The sequence below is a fragment of the Mycobacterium sp. WUMAC-067 genome, from assembly GCF_020217485.1.
GTDB lineage: Bacteria > Actinomycetota > Actinomycetes > Mycobacteriales > Mycobacteriaceae > Mycobacterium.
This window is the reverse complement of the sequence record NZ_JAEKMI010000071.1, coordinates 1-15,823: the sequence shown is the minus strand read 5'-3', so window position 1 is coordinate 15,823 and position 15,823 is coordinate 1. Positions and strand designations below refer to the sequence as shown.

The window sequence follows — 15,823 nt, the reverse complement described above, 5'->3', positions numbered from 1 at the left end:
CGACGGGTGCGTGTAGCGGGTTAACCATTGTCGCTCCCCGGCCTGTGGTCGTCGTGGGATGGAGGATCGACCAGCTGTTTACAGTTGGGCCACCAATGTTAATAGTTATACATAATTGCCCTGTTTGTCAAACGGGTCCTTCGCGGTGGGGCGTGACAAAAGCGGTTGCTGCGCGCTAGCCGCCTGCCTGCGTTCGGCCCGTGCGTCAAGGAAACGTGTCTTCGGCCCTGTCTGTGAGAAACGCTCCGCTGAGGTGCAAAGCGTGACGCGCCTCGGGCAAGAGTCGAAACAGGGCTTGGAACACGTGAATCTGGCCGCGAAACACCTGAAGCCGCACGGATGCTCCTGCGGCGCGCATGCGCTCGGCGAGTTGACGGGAGTCGTCGAGCAGCATCTCCCTTCCACCGACCTGGATCAATGTCGGCGGCAAGCCGGTGAGATCTGCGGCGAGGACATTGACGCGGGGGTCGGTCGGGTGGGCATCGCCTACATAGAGGCTGAGCGCACGCGTTGCGGACCGGGCCGATGCGAAAGGATCGCGGCGGCGAGTTTCACGTGCCATCGCCAGCTGGCACGTCAGATCGACGACGGGGGACATGAGTAACATGCCATCGGGCGGCGGGGAGCGATGTGCGAGCGCGCCCAACGAGGTCGCGACGGCGAGTTGGCCGCCCGCCGAATCTCCCGCGATCGCCACCGTGCGGTTTGACGCCGATTCTTCAGAGCCGGTCAACCACCGGTAGGCCCTCAGTGCGTCGTCGGCGGCCGCGGGATACGGGTATCGCGGAGCCAGGCGGTAGCGGACGGCGAACACCGGCCTGAGCGACGCGGCAGACAGTTCGCCTAGCAGACCACGATGGGTCTGCGGGGAGCACATGGAAAAGGCGCCGCCGTGGATATAGAGAATCGGCGGCCCGTCCGGGTCGACGTCCGGGGCAACGATCCAGTCGCCTCTCACCCGATCGCCAGCAAAGACGGTGTCGACCTGTTCAACTCGCAATCCGCGCCGCGGGCGGGACGCAATGAGCGCCGCCCGAAGCACCCGGTCCATTACCGCGAGCCCGTACTGGTTAGACGGTAGTGCTTGCGTCAGTGGGCGCAGGATCCCGCGGGCCGACGTCGCGATGAGATAACTTGCCGTGCTCGGATGCTGTTCCGAGTAAAGGGTTGTCACGATGAGCTAAGTACCTTTTCAGTGGTGCGCCGCTCGAACGAATAGTCACCAAGGTCGAAGGTGCGACTACGCCAGAAAGATTCGAGGGTGGTCGTCGGGCGTAGCGGTACGTCGCCGTGTTTGTCGAAGTAGTAACTATTGGCGGTTGCGCAGCTGGGTTGCCAAAAGACTTGGCGGTGGCGGCGTTTGAGCATTTCGGCGAAGAAGCGGTCGTTGGCTTGCCGGGTTATTTCGACGTAGTTGGCGTGCCGGGACCGCGCATGGTGAAGGCATCGCACGATGTGCCTGGTCTGGGCTTCAATGAGCGTGAAGTACGAGGAACCGTTGTATCCATAGGGTCCGAAGATGGAGAAGTGGTTGGGGAATCCGGGCACGCTGACGCCTTCGTACGCTTGGAGCCGATTCTCGTCCCACCACTTGGCTTGATCGAGTCCACCGATCCCCCTGAGCGAATAGGTCGGCATGTTCTCCGGTTCCATCACTTTGAAGCCTGTGGCGAGGATGAGGACGTCGATCTCGTGCGATCGGCCGTCGACGGTGTGGACGGCGGCGGCATCGAAGTGGCTTATCGGACTGGTCTCGAGGTGGACGTTGTCTCGGTTGAATGTGGCCAGGTACTCGTTGTGAAAGCTTGGGCGCTTACACCCGAGCGCGTAACGGGGGGTCAGTTTTTGACGGACGGCGGGGTCGGTCACCTGGCTGCGCATGTACCGCAACGCGGCACGCTCGATGAGTGACGCCAAGGGAATGGCGGTGTGGAAGTGAGCGGCGACAGGGAACGTGACTTCGACGAAGGTTTGACTCGCTGCGCGCGCCGCGAGTTGTCCGCCGGGAGCGTATTTGAGGAACCCTCTTGCCAGCCGCGGCACCGGGAAGTCCAGTTTCGGCAGGCACCAGATCGGTGTGCGCTGGAACACGGTCAGCGCCTTGACGTCTTTCGCGATTGCCGGGATCAACTGCACTGCCGACGCGCCCGTTCCGATGACAGCCACCCTCTTGCCGGCGATGTCTTCGTTGTGGTCCCAGCGGGATGTATGCATGGTGATCCCGCCGAAATCATCGACACCGGAGATATCCGGCCGCTTGGGGCGTGTCAGGACGCCCGAGGCGTTGATCACGAAGCGCGCGGATAGGTCCTGTCCTGCGGCCGTGTGCAAGCGCCACAGGGTCGCGTCCTCATCGAACCAAGCTTCAGTCACCTTGACGGCGAAGCGGATTCGTGGGCTAAGACCGTACTTGTGCGCGCAGTGTCTTGCGTAGTCCTTCAACTCGTTGCCGTGCGCATACGTCCGCGACCATGACGACCGTTTTTCGAAGGAGAATTGGTAGCTGTACGACGGAATGTCGACGGCGATGCCCGGATAGGTGTTCCAATGCCACGTTCCGCCTACGTCGTCTGCCTCATCGACAATAAGAAAGTCCGAAAAGCCGGCTTTCAGGAGTTTTATCCCCATTCCGATCCCGGAGAATCCTGCACCGATCACGATGATTTCGAAGCGGTGCTTATCGCTGTGGTCCATACCGTCCTTCTGGCTTATCTGGGGGCTGATGCCAGGCACCTGTCGCCGACTGCCTAGCCGGAGCCAGTCGCGGCTCAAGCACGATCCACCATCCGCGGTGATGCTGCCTCGGGTGAAGCGGTTTGCGCCGAGAAACGAACACCTTCGCGCTTGTCGACGGACACGCGATCGTCGTTGCGCTGCCGTCCTCCTTTGCTTGCGCCGTGCGAACTCTCCGCGGCCAACTCGGGCCGCGCCCGCCTGGGCTTCTTGCGGGGAGGGGGCTGTGAACTCATCGAGTAATCGTCGAGCTCGACCCTCGCTAGTTGTCGGGCGAATTGGGTGGTGAAGCCGGGATACATGGTCCCGTTATAGCCGTCTTCGGTGAGGTACCAGCTCTTGCATCCGGAGTTCCACGTCGTGCCGGCAAGCCGACGCTGGAGTTGGGCGTGATAGCTGTTCTGCCGGTCCTCTTTGACGTCGAAGGTCTGAATACCGCCTTCGATGATTATGCCGATGGCGTCGACGATGTAGCGGATCTCCGCTTCCAGGTAGACCAAGGCCGAGTTGTGTCCTGGCCCGGAATTCGGCCCGAAGGTGAAAAAGAGGTTGGGATAGCCTGAGACGCTGACGCTCTTGTAGGCGTAGGCGCCGTTAGACCATTCCTCCGCAAGCTTTCGACCGTCCACGCCGGTGATGGGAAACGGTGTGCCGGCCTTGCACACATCGAAGCCGGTCGCGAATACGATGCAATCCACCTCGTGTTCGATGCCGTCCGCGGTGCGAATGCCGATGGGCGAGATGGTCGCGATCGGCCAGGTGATGAGTTTGCAATTGTTCTGTCGGAGAGCCGGATAGTAGTCGCTGGTCATCAGCATGCGCTTGCAGCCGGGCCGGAAGTCGGGCGTCAGTTGTCGCCGCATCCACGAATCTTTCACCTGGCGACGAAGGTTCGCCTTGGCCGCCCAGGCGATGGCGGTAGTGGCCGGGGTGTTCCACACCATGCCGACGGCCATGACTTCGTGCGCCCAAAACCATGCCTGGCGAGCGGCGCTCTGCAGAATCGGTAGCCGACCAAACGCGGCCTTGGCAACACTGGGGTGCGGAAAATCAGGCCGGGGAAGCACCCAACCGGGCGTCCGTTGAAACACTTTGACTGATCGCGCCGTCTTCACCAATTCCGGAACAATCTGCACCGCGCTCGCCCCGGTACCGATTACCGCAACACGTTTGTCGCTCATGTCATAGTCGTGATCCCAGCGCGCGCTGTGGATTTTGTGGCCTGCGTAGCTGTGCAGTCCGCGAATGTCAGGAAAATTTGCATTGGCCAGTGGGCCGCTTGCCATCACCACCGTGCGCGACCGGTAGCTTGACCCGCCATCCGTTTCGACGGTCCACGTGCCGCTGTCTTCGTCGAACGCCAGGCCGGTCACGTTGACGTGGAAACAGATGAAGCGCGCCAGCGCGTGCTTGTCGACCATGGCCTTGATGTAGGCGAGTATCTCGCTGCTTCCCGAGTACGCACGCGACCAGTCCGGATTTGGTTCGAAGGAGTACGAATACAACAATGACGGAATGTCGCAGGCGGCACCGGGATAGCTATTGTCACGCCAGGTTCCTCCGACCTCGCCCGCGCGCTCCAGGATGACGAAATCGTCGATACCCCGCTTGAGTAGTTGGATCGCCGTGCCAAGTCCGGCAAAGCCGGCTCCGATGATCAGAACACTGGTCGTGTCGCTCATCTGGCCACCGGTTCATAGGTCAGCTCATCAGTCCATGACGGCGTCTTGCCGAGCACTTGCGTGGGGAAGTGGTCGATCACCCTACCGAGGCGCTGCGAGATGAAGTGCAGCGGTTGGGAGTGCTTGATCGTGGCAGACATATGGGCCTTGAGGATGTGATAGGGGGGAACACGGCGGGTGTGCTCGCTGCGATCGCCGACGTTCGAGTAGCGGGTGACTGCGTTGTACAGCCTTTCCTCGGACAGGCCCCAGGCGTTCAGGTTTATCAGCATCCGGGTCAGCAGCGGGATGTAAAGCAACGCACCGGTAAGTACCCTCGGGTCGATAAGAGCTCCCACCGTCTGAATCGCATGGATCCTCATTGGGCTGGCGCCCAGGTCGTTGAGCACCTGAAAACCCACCGCCAGGTGGCGAGACTCGTCGCTGTTGACCTTGGCGAAAACTTCGCCGCACACGGGATCTGACACCTCGTCCACCAAAAACTTCAACAGTGCTCCGTCCAGAGCGGTTTCTAAAGCCGGTATGGCAGCACCGATCACCGTCAACGGAAGTGCTTCGGCGTATCGGTCCAGCCATTCGATGACCAGCCGGATGTTCTTGTTCGGCACCGGAGTCTCGCCCTCCTCGAGCATCCCCCAGCGATGCATGAGAGCGAGCTCCACGTTGGCGTGCCGCTGCTCTTCGGCGTGGAAATACCTGTAAATCTCACCCAACGCGTCGAACGGCGCCTTGGGGGCCATGGCCGCGAAAGCGCGGGCACCGACATGCTCGATCCATACCACGTCTGACATGAACTGTTTCAGGCTGGGGCGCTGTTCGTCGGTGATCAACTCGGCACCCGGTGCGTCCCAGTCGATGTCGGCCAGCGCCCACTGGCGGTCTTTAATCGTCTGCAGCATATCGCCGTATTCGAAAGCCATGTCTCCTCCTAGGTTGTGTCAACGCGTTATTCGCTGGATGAGTCCCATCGCGTGGGTGAAGGTACCCGGCATGGTTCTCTTGAGCTGCCAGAGGATTTTGGCGTCGAGTTGCGGCAGGACGTATAGCTGGCCGCGGTCGTGCGCATCCAGGGTGGTTCGTGCTACCGACTCTGGTGATACGCCGGTCCACTTCATCAAGTTGGCGGCTAGCGTGGCCGCCGATTCCTCGATGCGTGGATTGTCGACGATATTTGTTTTGACGAAGGTGGGGCATAGGACGGTCACCGTGACGCCGGTTCCGCTGAGCTCGGCTGCCAAGGTTTCGGACAGCGCGAGTACGCCCGCTTTGCTCACGTTGTAGGCGGCCATGCGGGGGGCCGCACCGAAGCTTGCCGCCGACGCGACGTTGATGAGCCCTCCGAATCCACGTTCCCGGAGCCGCGGGACAAAGACTTCGCAGCCGTGGATGACTCCCCACAGATTGACCGACAACGTCGCGGACCAATCGCTCGTGGATGTCGCACCGACGACGTTGCCTCCAGCGCCAATTCCGGCATTGTTGATCACCAGTCCGGGAGCGCCGCCGAACCACTTCTCGGCCGAATCGGCAAGATCCCGGACCTGATGCTCGTCTGAGACGTCGCAAACAACGCCGATGCCATGACCGCCCAGCTTGGAGATCAGGTCCGCTGTCTCCTTGGCGCGAATGCCGTCGATGTCGGCGCACACCACACGGCCGCCCCGGCGCGCCAGCTCGACGGCAAATGCGCGGCCAATGCCGCTGCCTGCACCGGTGATCACCGCGTCGGCACGGTCACTCCGGCGGGGGGGATTCCCAAACGGCAGCAGCCTCATCGGAGTATCCGCCGTTGCTGCGATCTGACGGTTGATTCCGTCGCTGCCTCGAAAGCAACTGGTGGCACCAGCCACCATTGTGGGCACATGCCGTCAGTTTGGTGTGACCTACGTTGCTTTGTCAAGATGGAAATGTGCGGACGAAGGCGAAACGATGGGGCGGGCGTACCGGCGCGGAACGCCGCGCGGAACGTCGGCAGCGTCTGATCGATGCCGCGACCGAGATCTGGAGCGAAAGCGGTTGGGCCGCAGTCACCATGAGGGGCGTTTGCTCCCGGACCAGCCTGAACGACCGCTACTTCTATGAAGACTTCAAGACCCGCGACGAGTTGCTGGTTGCCGCCTGGGACGGGGTACGGAACGAGATGCTCGGTGAGGTTTCCGCGACCCTCGCAGAACGCGTCGGGCAGCCGCCCCTCGAGACTATTCGCATGACCATCTCTATGGTGGTCGACCGCATCACACAAGATCCCGGCAGGGCAAAGATCTTGCTGACCCAGCACGTGGGCAGCTCACCGCTGCAAGACCGGCGCGCTGTTGCCCTGCAAGAGGCGACGCACCTCGTGGTCGCGGCGAGCAAGCCCCATCTGAGACCGGATGCCGATGAAACCGCGCTCCGCATGGACACCTTGGTGGCGGTTGGGGGCTTCGTCGAGCTGATCACCGCCTGGCATGCCGGCTTGCTCGACGTAAGTCAGGAGGAGATCGTCGAACACACCAGTCGGCTCGCCGAAACCCTAGCTGAACGTTATCTGGTGCACGCGCTCAGCGTCGATGACGTGCCCGGGACGCTACCGTCCTGATCGTGGGCGTCAAACCGGACACGCACTCAGCATCGCCGGGCGTGGCCGCGAGCCGATAGAGCGTTTGCCGATGCCCCGGATTCAGGAACCGGCGCCTCGCCTATGTTCTGCAGCAGCACGTAGGTGCCGAGGCTGCCCAGGAAACCTGCGCAGTGTTGGACGAGTTCATCAGTACTGAAGTCCAGTTCGCCGTCCAGCCAGCGGCGCAGAACCTCGAAGAGTCCTCCGACACCGAGGGTTGAAGCCAGATGCGCGACGCCCACCGCAGAGTCGGCGATATCCAGGTGAAGTCTGGCCTCGCGCAGCACGAGGTCGGCGAAACCGGCCATCAATTGGCTCCGCAACTCGCGAAGGAGTGGCTCCGTTGCGGATTCAACGAACAAAATGCGGGCCAGCCGAGGATCGTCTTCGATCATGTTGACCAGTGCGCGGATGGGGGCATACGCCAACACGTCGGGTGGCGCGCCGGCGTCTGGGATCGCTTGGACTATTACGTCTTGGAAGGTGGCATAGAGCTGCTGGTAGACGGCCCGCAAGAGCGCGTCGCGGTCGGAGAAATGCTGGTAGAAGTAACGCGAGGTGACACGTGACTCGGCGCAGACGGCAGTCACGGTGGTGGCGGCCACGCCTCGGGTACCGATCAGCTCGATAGCGGCGTCGATGAGACGTGTACGCCGGTGCTGATGGCGCTGCTCTGCAGACACTCCGCGATACACCCGGACTGAACGCATAGACACAGTTTGTCATCTAAATCTGACTAGGTATAAAGTCAGATTATTGAGGTCCGCTTGGAGATGGGAGTAGCACATGACCAGTGAGTCGCCCACACGGCCAGCAAAGAGGGTGCTGCCAAAGGCTCGCCGTGTCCGTTTCGCAATGCCTGCTGGGACCAGTCGCCAGCACTTCGTCGACGGCGACTTGGTGATGAGCCACTTTGTCTCTACCTTGTCGGCAACGTTCCCCGAGGGCGAAGACTTCTTCATCCGATCGGTGCGCCAGTACCGTGACCAGGTCAGCGACCCCGACCTCCAAGAGGCGGTCAAGGGATTCATCGCGCAGGAGGCCACCCACCGGCACCAGCATCGGCTGCTTAACGAGCGGCTCCAAGCGATGGGCTATCCGACCGACGGGATCGATCGGCACATCAAGAAGTTGGTTGACCGGCTCGAGAAGCGATTCTCTCCGAAGATGCGCCTGGCCGTGACGGCTGCCCTTGAGCACTACACGGCGACGTTCGCCGAAATCATTCTGACCAGCGACGAGGCACAAGAGCTGATCGGCGACACCGAGGTCCGGCCGATTCTGCTCTGGCACGCTTTAGAAGAATCCGAGCACAAGGCCGTCGCTTTCGACGTCTTCGAGACGGTCGGTGGAACCGAACGCACCAGGGTCTGGGGAATGCGGATTGCCACAGTCATCTTGTTCACCGAGTTGGTCATCCAGACCACTCGCTCTCTGGCGGGTGACCGCGCAGCCTACAACCCACTGCGCTTACTGCGCAGCCTTCGAGCCTTCCGTCGTTCCCCACTGTTCAGCCCGGACGCGGTGCAGCGCTTCCGTTCCTACACCCGCGCCGGCTTCCACCCCGACGACTGGGACAGCACCGAAGTCCTCGAACGCTGGGCCAAAGAACTCTTCGACTCCGATGGCGCCCAGCGAATCGGGAGCCGCGTCTAGCATCAACGGTGAGCGCGAGCAGAGAAGCACTGGCACTAGGTGGCTTACGAACTCGTCGTCGAAGGCGATCCCTACGGTACCGGCAGGAGCACACCGTCGATGAACCGGTCATTTCGAATTAGACGGGAGACTCATTCACCGCCGCGGGTTGTCGTCGACACAGACGCTGGCGCACCTACATGAACCGGGATGTTACTGGCCGGGGGCGCAGTGCTTGATCATCTCACCGAGGTTTTGGCCGACCCGCTCAGGTGCGATACCCACCGACGGCGGGTAGAGCATGATGTGGTCGAGTACCCCCTCGTAGCGGCGCAGCCCGGCGCGCACCTCGCTGGCGGTGCCAGCGACGCCCATCACGTCGATCATGTCGTCCGTCACCGCGTCGAACATGGCCGCAAAGTCACCGCGTGCGAAGGCTTCTCGGATAACGGCACCCTGTTTGGCGAATCCGCAGAAGTCGAGCAGCGGTTGGTAGGTTCTGACTGATGCGTAGAACGCGATCTGTTGCGCGACCTCGCGACGGGCGATTTCCGGGTCGTCGTGGATGGAGCACATGACCATTGACACAATCTCGACGTCGTCGGGATCGCGCCCGGTGCGTGCGGCGCCCTTGGCCACCGCGGGCCGCACGACTTCCTCCACGTAGGCGGTCGTGAAGAGCGGATGCCCGGCCAGCCCGTCAGCGACCCGGCCGGCGGCTTCGCACATCCGCGGGCGCACCGCGGCGGTGATGATCGGAATATCGCGCGCAGGCGGGTCTACCGGGCCGCTGGGGATGAGATTCATCTGGTAGAAGCGGCCTTCGTGGCGGACTGGTCCCTCGTGCAGGTTCCAGATGCGCCGAATAAGGGGTACGAGTTCCTCGACGCGCAGGGCGGGGGCGCTGGTATCGGCGACGCTGTGCCAGTTGCTCATCATCCGTTTGGTGCCGTTGCCGATGCCGAGCACGATGCGACCGCCGGACAGTTCGTCGAGATCGCGCGCCTCGGTCGCCAAGACCAGCGGGCTGCGTCCGACGCCGTAGAGAATCGACGACCCGATGCGACACCTGTCAGTCGAGGTGGCCATTGCCGCCATCGAGATGGATCCCGACCGGGTATAGAACTCCGATGCCCACACCGCGTCGAACCCGGCCTGGTCGGCCGCGGTGGCGGTGACCTTCATCGCGGCAAGGTCAGGGGCTAGGACAGAGAGTCCAAAGGTACTCACTACTGCGGCTCCATTGCGTTGTGTTGTGCTCCTGAGCGATGTCGGCGAGCCCGTTGGACGAGGAGCAGTCATCGTGGACCGGCCGGAAGCCAGTGCCGAACAGCTGCACCGGATCTCCTGACTTCGGACATTTCGCCTAGTACCCCGGTTTGACGCCGAGATGGTCGAGGATTTCACGCTCTGCGGGTGGGATTTCGGGTGGGAAGGTCTGGGTGGTGCCGTTGATGCTGATGGTGGCGCTGCGCAGGAGCTGCAGCGATTTGATGACCTTGGAGATGGATAGGCCGGTGCGCGATTGGATGGCGTGCGAGACGGCCAGGGCGGTGAACACGATGGTCAGGTGCGCCTCGATCGCCTGGCGTTGACGGTGGAACATCGGCCTGGCCGCGAGGTCGCTCTTAGACATGCGAAACGACTTCTCCACACGCCACAGATCGTGGTACTTGGCGATGACCTCGGCGGCCGGCATCACCGTGACCGGCACATTGGTCACATACCCCTTCAGCCCGACGAGGGATTGAGCCCGCGCCAGGCTGGCCTCATCAACGGCTCGGTCATCGCCACGGACCTTCACAAACCGTGCGGTCTTGGCCTGCCTGGAGCCTTCGACAATGGCCCGTGCGCGGGTTTCCTGGGCGGCTAAGGTCTTCTGGTCGCGCCGGGCCCGCTTGGCTGAATACGCCCAGACCGCCCGCCACGCCCCCGGCTGAGCCTCGGGGTCCCAGACCGGTTCAGCCCGATGTGCGGTGTCGTTGACCTTGGCGTTTCCGTGGCGAGGCGTGACGGTGTCGATGATCTGTCCATCGGTGAAAGCGTCGCCATTCCAATGGAAATGAGACTCAAGATCCCCCGGCGCTTTGGTCATCCGGGAGCCGACGATGAATGACAACTCCAACTCATCGAGGGCCTTGAGGTTCGCCGCCGACAGCATCCCGGCATCAGCGGCCACTACCATCGGCGTGCCGGCCAGGTTATGGCGTTCGACGAAGCCACGAACGATCGGCACAATGGTGGTCGTCTCAGCGGTGTTTCCCTCGAAACAGCTGATTTCCAAAGGGAATCCCGTTCGATCTACCAGCAGCCCAACGACGATTTGAGGGTCGACCTTGCGGTCCTTGCTATACCCAACACGGCGTAGCGCGTCTTCTTTCTCGGCTTCCCAATGCAAGGTCGTAACGTCGTAAAGAAGTAGCGACAGACCACCGCAATCACGGGAGTAGTCAAAGCATCTCGCGGCCACCGCATCCCGATAGCCACCGGAGACCACCAGATTGAGGTGCCGCGCAACGGTCCGATACGACACCGTCTCAACGCCCAGATCAGCCAGCACACGAGCAGAATCGGCCTTGCTAGTCGGCTCCACAATCCGGGCAATCACCAAATCCCGGAACACCGCATCACCGACCACGTTGAAACCCAGCCAGTCGTACACCTGGGCGAGCACGTCATAGAGCAGTCGCGAACGTGCGCCCAATGTGCGCCCCGGCTGCGCCACCACCGCCGGCGCAGCGGGCTCAGCCGGCTCGGCGAGCAAGGTGCGTTCCCGAAAGTCAGGCACATCGACCATCAACTGAGCGCGGGCCGCCACCTCGAAATCCAGTGCCGCCTGGCCGTCAACCACCATCTCCCTGGCCTGCTCAAGCAGAAGACCCAGCTCAGCGTCAGTATGAGCCGAACCCAGATGCGCCAGGATCACCACCTGGCCCTGGTCTTTACGCGCGACCTGCACCGCGACCGCGCCCGAGGTCGTGCGCACTTTCCGCACGTACGCCACCGGACAAACCTACCCGGCTAGTGTCTCGCGTCTGAAGTTTGTTTACGGGTGTGGGGCAGGATTTCGTCTGCGGGCTTGGTCCAGACGAAGGGGTGGCAGCGTTGGTTCCAGCCTTGGATGAACGCGGTGATGGTTGCCATGAGTTCTTTGACACTGTCGAATGATCCGCGGCGTATGGCTTGGCGGGTGATGATCGAGAAGAACACCTCGACCATGTTCAGCCAGGATCCCGATGTCGGTGTGAAATGCAGTGTCACACGCGGGTTTTTGTCCAGCCAGGTGTTGATGTCGGCGTGTTTGTGGGTGTGGTAGTTGTCGCACACCACATGCAGTTTGCGCCGCGGGTAGGCGCGGGCGACGGTCTTGAGGAAGTCCAGGAACTCGGCCTTACCGTGCCGCTCGTAGCAGCGGTCGGTGACCTTGCCGGTCGCGACCTCCAACGCCGCGAACAAGGTCGCAGTGCCGTTGCGCTGGTAATCATGGGTCGCCTTCTCCGGCAGACCCGGACGCATCGGCAGGATCGGCTGGGTCCGATTGAGCGCCTGAATCTGACTCTTCTCATCCACGCACAACACGATCGCGTGGGCCGGCGGGTGCAGGTACAACCCGATCACGTCACGGATCTTGGCCTCCAACTCGGGATCAGTGGAGAACTTGAACGTCTCCCGGCGCCACGGCTTGACTCCGTAGCGGCGCCATGCCCGGGCCACCGTGGCATCCCCGACACCGAGATACTTGCCCAGCAGCCGACTCGACCAGTGCGTCACCGCCAACGACTCCGGCGGGGGCTCCAGCGTGGCCGCCAGAATCGCGGCGACATCGACCGTCTTGGGCCGGCCCGGCCGCGGATCGTCATCAAGCCCATCGATCCCATTGGCGGCGAACCGATCCCGCCACTTGATCACGGTCGGCCGCGATACCCCGACCAACCGGGCCGCCCCCGAAGTACCTGCCCCGTCGACCACCGCCAACACAATCCGGGCCCGCTCAACATGACCGGAAGGCATCGTCGAGGATCGCACCCACGACTCCAACGTCGCCCGATCCTCGTCACTAATCACCAGCGCAGATGACGGCATACACCATCATCCCACACTGTAAACTAATTAATGACGCGTGACACTAGTACCCCACACAACACATACCGACAGACAAAACCACAGGTCACAGGCTTAGCGATCCGGAAAACCGAAGACCATGTCCGAAGTCAGGTCCAAAGGTACTCACTACTGCGGCTCCATTGCGTTGTGTTGTGCTCCTGAGCGATGTCGGCGAGCCCGTTGGACGAGGAGCAGTCATCGTGGACCGGCCGGAAGCCAGTGCCGAACAGCTGCACCGGATCTCGCTGCTGCCAGTCTGTCAATCGTGCAACGCGAGCGCGCCTGTGGGGCAACTCGCCACGGCATCTTCGATCAGTGCCCTGTGACATTCGGGTGGCCCAGGATTCAGGATGTGGAGTTTCCCATCGTTACTGACCTCGAAGAAGTCGGGAGCCAGGCCTTCACACATCCCGATTGACGAGCATCGATCGCGGTCGACTGTGATTTTCATGCCACGCTGCCTCACGTAGTCGGGGTGAAGCGGACGGGAAGATGATTCACCCCGTGGAAGAAAGTGCTAACGGTATAGCTGGGTGGCCCGCAGACTTCAATATCAGGCAGGCGGTGCAGCAATTCCCGGAAGAGCGCGGCGAGTTGCTGCCGCGCCAGCTGATTGCCCAAGCAGTGGTGGATACCTCCACCTCCGAAGCTCACGTGCGGGTTGGGGTCCCGTGACAAATCGAACTTTTCCGGGTTGGTGAACACTGTGGTGTCCCAGTTGGCCGAGCTGTAAAAAAGTACGACCTTGTCACCTTCGGTGATCTGTTGTCCGCCCAGGTCGCAGTCGCGAGCTGCCGTTCGGCGGAAGGTCATGATCGGGGTGGCCCACCGGACGAACTCTTCGACCGCTCCTTTGATTCGTCCGTCGAAATCCTCCATCAGCCACGCTCGTTGATCGGGAAAGTCGGTCAAGGCTTTCATCGCATGACTGGTGCTTTGGCGCGTGGTGTCGTTCCCAGCGATCGTGAGAAGTATGAAAAACGAGACGATCTCATCTTCGGTGAGTTTTTCACCGTCCACTTCAGCCTGAACGAGGTTCGTCATGAGGTCGTCTTCGGGCTGCCGGCGACGTGCAGCGATGATTTCGCGGGCGCCGTCGCCTAGGAATCCCATCGCTTGGAAAAGGCGAGGTATGACTGGGTCGTCGCCCATCACCTCGGGGTCGCTCCACCCACCGGCATACCGTGATTCCCACGCGATGTCGCGGCGCATCGAGTCCGGCACGCCCATCATGTCGAAGATGTTGTGCATCGGCAGCAACGCCGCGCATTCGTCGACGAAGTCGGCCTTGCCCTGTGGAGCCAGGTCGTCGACGACGCGCTTCGCGTTGGCCTCGATCTGATGGTGGATCAGTCGCATCTGCTTCGGCGTGAATGCGGATGCCAGCAATCGTCGAATCTTGGTATGACGCGGCGGATCCATCGCAATGAAGCCTTGAGCGGTGTCGAGCAATTCCTGCGGGATCGACTCCATGACAATGCCCTGACCTGACAGGAAATCGTCGTGTCGCCGGGTCGCCTCGACAAGCAACGGATGCGTAACCACAGCCCAAAAGCCCCGGTCGTTCCCGTCGTCGATCATGGTGTGCTCGACTCGCGGGTGCCAGCTGATGGGAGCACGTTTGCGCAGTTCGGCGTATGTCTTCTCCCGGTCGGCGGCGGTGCCGGCCCAAAATGCAGTCGAGGACAAGTCGGCAGAATCATATGGACGTGCTGAACGCCGCTCCGCCGACGTTTTCAGTGCGGACGTCGTGCTGGCAATCATGAGAATCTCCTAAGGTTCGTGCGGCCCCACTCCAAGTGTTTACAATTATTCCTTCAGAGTCAACATTTGAACATAAAATCCTTAGTGTTAACGCGCCTCGCCTGCGGAGGAATGAACGCCCAAATAGCGAAGTGCGATCCGCGAGATGCGCTCCCCGGTCGTCTCGGCGTCGGCGGTCGGAAGCACGACGTGACTCACCGTCAGCCTTACCAGTGCATCGGCGACATCATTGACGTCATTGGCGTCCAGGCCTGAAAAGTGCTCGTTGAACCAGGTCACGAGGGCTGCCGAGGACAGCTCCAGTAGCGACGCAGAGGTCGGCAGGAGCGGCAACATACCGGTTGACTCAGCGACCGTCCTGTCCGTAGGCCGGTTCGATGTCAGCACCGCCTTCAAGAGCGGGCTCGCTTCCGCTTCCTTCAGTGTGTACGACACCGCAGCGGTGATGCCCCCGCCGACGTCTCCGGCGTGTTGTGCCAAAACTGCGTGAATGCCATTCAAGAAGCGTTCGCCTTCGGCCACAACCAGCGCGTCGCCCAGTCCCTGCTTATCGGTGAACTCCTTGTAGAGCGTCGGGCGGGACACGCCGACAAGCTCTGCGACTTCACCCATGCGAACGCGATCCCAGCCCTTCTCGATAGTGAGGGTCCGGGCAGCCCTCAAGACTTGCTCACGCATATGCCGGCGAAACGAGAGGCGAACGGACTCTGTTGGCATGGTGAGCAGGATATGCGTCTTGCACAAGTGTTCCGTCGGGGCTATCGAGGACCACGCCGACAACAATGCACTTCGCCGGTTTGGCTGTCCGGGTTCCGCTACTTCTCACCATGGCACTGTCATCATCCGGTGGAACTCGCGACATCGGCTTGGCGACCGCCACGCTTCGAGCTGATGCCAACGTCGCGATCGAAGTCTGGGGTTCCCCTGAAAAAATGGACACGGATAACTTGCTTCCGCGACAGGGTTCAGCGTCCGCTCGTAGTCGATAGGTGAGCGCGTCCCGATCGCTTAATGCCTTGGTTGATTATTGTAGAAGTTCATCCAATTGTCAACTCCTGCAATCAATTCCGCTTTGGTCGCGTAGGGTGTGCCGGTAGTAGCATTCCTGTTTGAAACTCGACCACAGCGACTCGGCGCCGACGTTGTCCCAGCATTACCCGCGCAGCGCCCACCGCGCGCGAACACCCCCCGCTGCACGGCCACGGTGACCAACTCGGTGCGCATGTGATCATCCACAGCCCAACCCAGTGCCCGCCGCGAGTGCTCGTCGCGGATCGCGCACAAGAACATGTCGCCCTCCCCGCAG

14 protein-coding genes and 1 pseudogene are annotated in these 15,823 nt (G+C 61.7%); 2 read left to right on the top strand and 13 right to left on the bottom strand.

Annotated features, from left to right (window positions below; genetic code table 11):
- Positions 1-205: 205 nt before the first annotated feature.
- The 5 genes from JF781_RS25815 to JF781_RS25795 all read right to left on the bottom strand — a co-directional run bounded on the left by JF781_RS25815 (position 206) and on the right by JF781_RS25795 (position 6,190).
- On the bottom strand, positions 206-1,174 hold the full coding sequence (locus JF781_RS25815) for an alpha/beta hydrolase (protein WP_007168397.1): 969 nt from the start codon (positions 1,172-1,174) through the stop codon (positions 206-208).
- The gene (locus JF781_RS25810; protein ID WP_007168396.1) at positions 1,171-2,694 is read right to left on the bottom strand and encodes an NAD(P)/FAD-dependent oxidoreductase; all 1,524 of its coding nucleotides are present in this window, start codon (positions 2,692-2,694) and stop codon (positions 1,171-1,173) included. The genes JF781_RS25815 and JF781_RS25810 overlap by 4 nt, the downstream gene beginning before the upstream one ends.
- A 74-nt stretch (positions 2,695-2,768) precedes the next feature.
- Entirely contained in the window at positions 2,769-4,415 is a 1,647-nt protein-coding gene (locus JF781_RS25805; RefSeq protein ID WP_007168395.1) for an NAD(P)/FAD-dependent oxidoreductase, read from the bottom strand.
- Positions 4,412-5,335, bottom strand: coding sequence for a hypothetical protein (locus JF781_RS25800; RefSeq protein WP_007168394.1), 924 nt, complete (start codon positions 5,333-5,335; stop codon positions 4,412-4,414). The genes JF781_RS25805 and JF781_RS25800 overlap by 4 nt, the downstream gene beginning before the upstream one ends.
- 18 nt (positions 5,336-5,353) lie before the next feature.
- On the bottom strand, positions 5,354-6,190 hold the full coding sequence (locus JF781_RS25795) for an SDR family oxidoreductase (protein WP_007168393.1): 837 nt from the start codon (positions 6,188-6,190) through the stop codon (positions 5,354-5,356).
- A 134-nt stretch (positions 6,191-6,324) separates the two neighbouring features.
- Between JF781_RS25795 and JF781_RS25790 the strand changes: the two genes are divergently transcribed.
- The gene (locus tag JF781_RS25790) at positions 6,325-6,993 is read left to right on the top strand and encodes a TetR/AcrR family transcriptional regulator (protein WP_023900852.1); all 669 of its coding nucleotides are present in this window, start codon (positions 6,325-6,327) and stop codon (positions 6,991-6,993) included.
- A gap of 26 nt (positions 6,994-7,019) precedes the next feature.
- Here JF781_RS25790 and JF781_RS25785 read toward each other — a convergent pair whose 3' ends face one another.
- The gene (locus tag JF781_RS25785; RefSeq protein ID WP_057969459.1) at positions 7,020-7,724 is read right to left on the bottom strand and encodes a TetR/AcrR family transcriptional regulator; all 705 of its coding nucleotides are present in this window, start codon (positions 7,722-7,724) and stop codon (positions 7,020-7,022) included.
- Positions 7,725-7,800: 76 nt separating this feature from the next.
- On the opposite strand from JF781_RS25785, the gene JF781_RS25780 reads away from it, so the two are divergent.
- A complete protein-coding gene (locus JF781_RS25780; protein ID WP_033712834.1) occupies positions 7,801-8,670 on the top strand; it encodes a metal-dependent hydrolase in 870 nt (289 codons plus the stop codon).
- A gap of 192 nt (positions 8,671-8,862) precedes the next feature.
- Here the strand turns inward: JF781_RS25780 and JF781_RS25775 are convergent, their stop codons facing one another.
- The 7 genes and pseudogenes from JF781_RS25775 to JF781_RS25745 all read right to left on the bottom strand — a co-directional run.
- Positions 8,863-9,879, bottom strand: a complete 1,017-nt coding sequence (locus tag JF781_RS25775) for an LLM class flavin-dependent oxidoreductase (RefSeq protein WP_033717470.1) — start codon at positions 9,877-9,879, stop codon at positions 8,863-8,865.
- A gap of 136 nt (positions 9,880-10,015) precedes the next feature.
- Positions 10,016-11,653, bottom strand: a complete 1,638-nt coding sequence (locus JF781_RS25770) for an IS1634 family transposase (RefSeq protein WP_225330340.1) — start codon at positions 11,651-11,653, stop codon at positions 10,016-10,018.
- A 17-nt stretch (positions 11,654-11,670) separates the two neighbouring features.
- Positions 11,671-12,732: an IS630 family transposase gene (locus tag JF781_RS25765; RefSeq protein ID WP_225330341.1), complete on the bottom strand. Its 1,062-nt coding sequence runs from the start codon at positions 12,730-12,732 to the stop codon at positions 11,671-11,673.
- A gap of 280 nt (positions 12,733-13,012) precedes the next feature.
- Positions 13,013-13,204 (bottom strand): ferredoxin, encoded by a 192-nt coding sequence (locus tag JF781_RS25760; protein ID WP_074021704.1) that lies wholly within the window; start codon positions 13,202-13,204, stop codon positions 13,013-13,015.
- Between the two features lie 11 nt (positions 13,205-13,215).
- Positions 13,216-14,517, bottom strand: a complete 1,302-nt coding sequence (locus JF781_RS25755; RefSeq protein WP_007168386.1) for a cytochrome P450 — start codon at positions 14,515-14,517, stop codon at positions 13,216-13,218.
- Between the two features lie 87 nt (positions 14,518-14,604).
- Positions 14,605-15,195, bottom strand: coding sequence for a TetR/AcrR family transcriptional regulator (locus JF781_RS25750; RefSeq protein ID WP_007168385.1), 591 nt, complete (start codon positions 15,193-15,195; stop codon positions 14,605-14,607).
- A 330-nt stretch (positions 15,196-15,525) separates the two neighbouring features.
- Positions 15,526-15,823: pseudogene (locus JF781_RS25745) on the bottom strand (hypothetical protein); the annotation flags it as partial.

Coding starts and splice junctions, on each gene's coding strand:
- JF781_RS25810 (WP_007168396.1), bottom strand. CDS start 2,694: ATGGACCACAGCGATAAGCACCGCTTCGAAATCATCGTGATCGGTGCA.
- JF781_RS25805 (WP_007168395.1), bottom strand. CDS start 4,415: ATGAGCGACACGACCAGTGTTCTGATCATCGGAGCCGGCTTTGCCGGA.
- JF781_RS25800 (WP_007168394.1), bottom strand. CDS start 5,335: ATGGCTTTCGAATACGGCGATATGCTGCAGACGATTAAAGACCGCCAG.
- JF781_RS25795 (WP_007168393.1), bottom strand. CDS start 6,190: ATGAGGCTGCTGCCGTTTGGGAATCCCCCCCGCCGGAGTGACCGTGCC.
- JF781_RS25785 (WP_057969459.1), bottom strand. CDS start 7,724: ATGCGTTCAGTCCGGGTGTATCGCGGAGTGTCTGCAGAGCAGCGCCAT.
- JF781_RS25780 (WP_033712834.1), top strand. CDS start 7,801: ATGACCAGTGAGTCGCCCACACGGCCAGCAAAGAGGGTGCTGCCAAAG.
- JF781_RS25765 (WP_225330341.1), bottom strand. CDS start 12,732: ATGCCGTCATCTGCGCTGGTGATTAGTGACGAGGATCGGGCGACGTTG.
- JF781_RS25760 (WP_074021704.1), bottom strand. CDS start 13,204: ATGAAAATCACAGTCGACCGCGATCGATGCTCGTCAATCGGGATGTGT.
- JF781_RS25755 (WP_007168386.1), bottom strand. CDS start 14,517: ATGATTGCCAGCACGACGTCCGCACTGAAAACGTCGGCGGAGCGGCGT.
- JF781_RS25750 (WP_007168385.1), bottom strand. CDS start 15,195: ATGCGTGAGCAAGTCTTGAGGGCTGCCCGGACCCTCACTATCGAGAAG.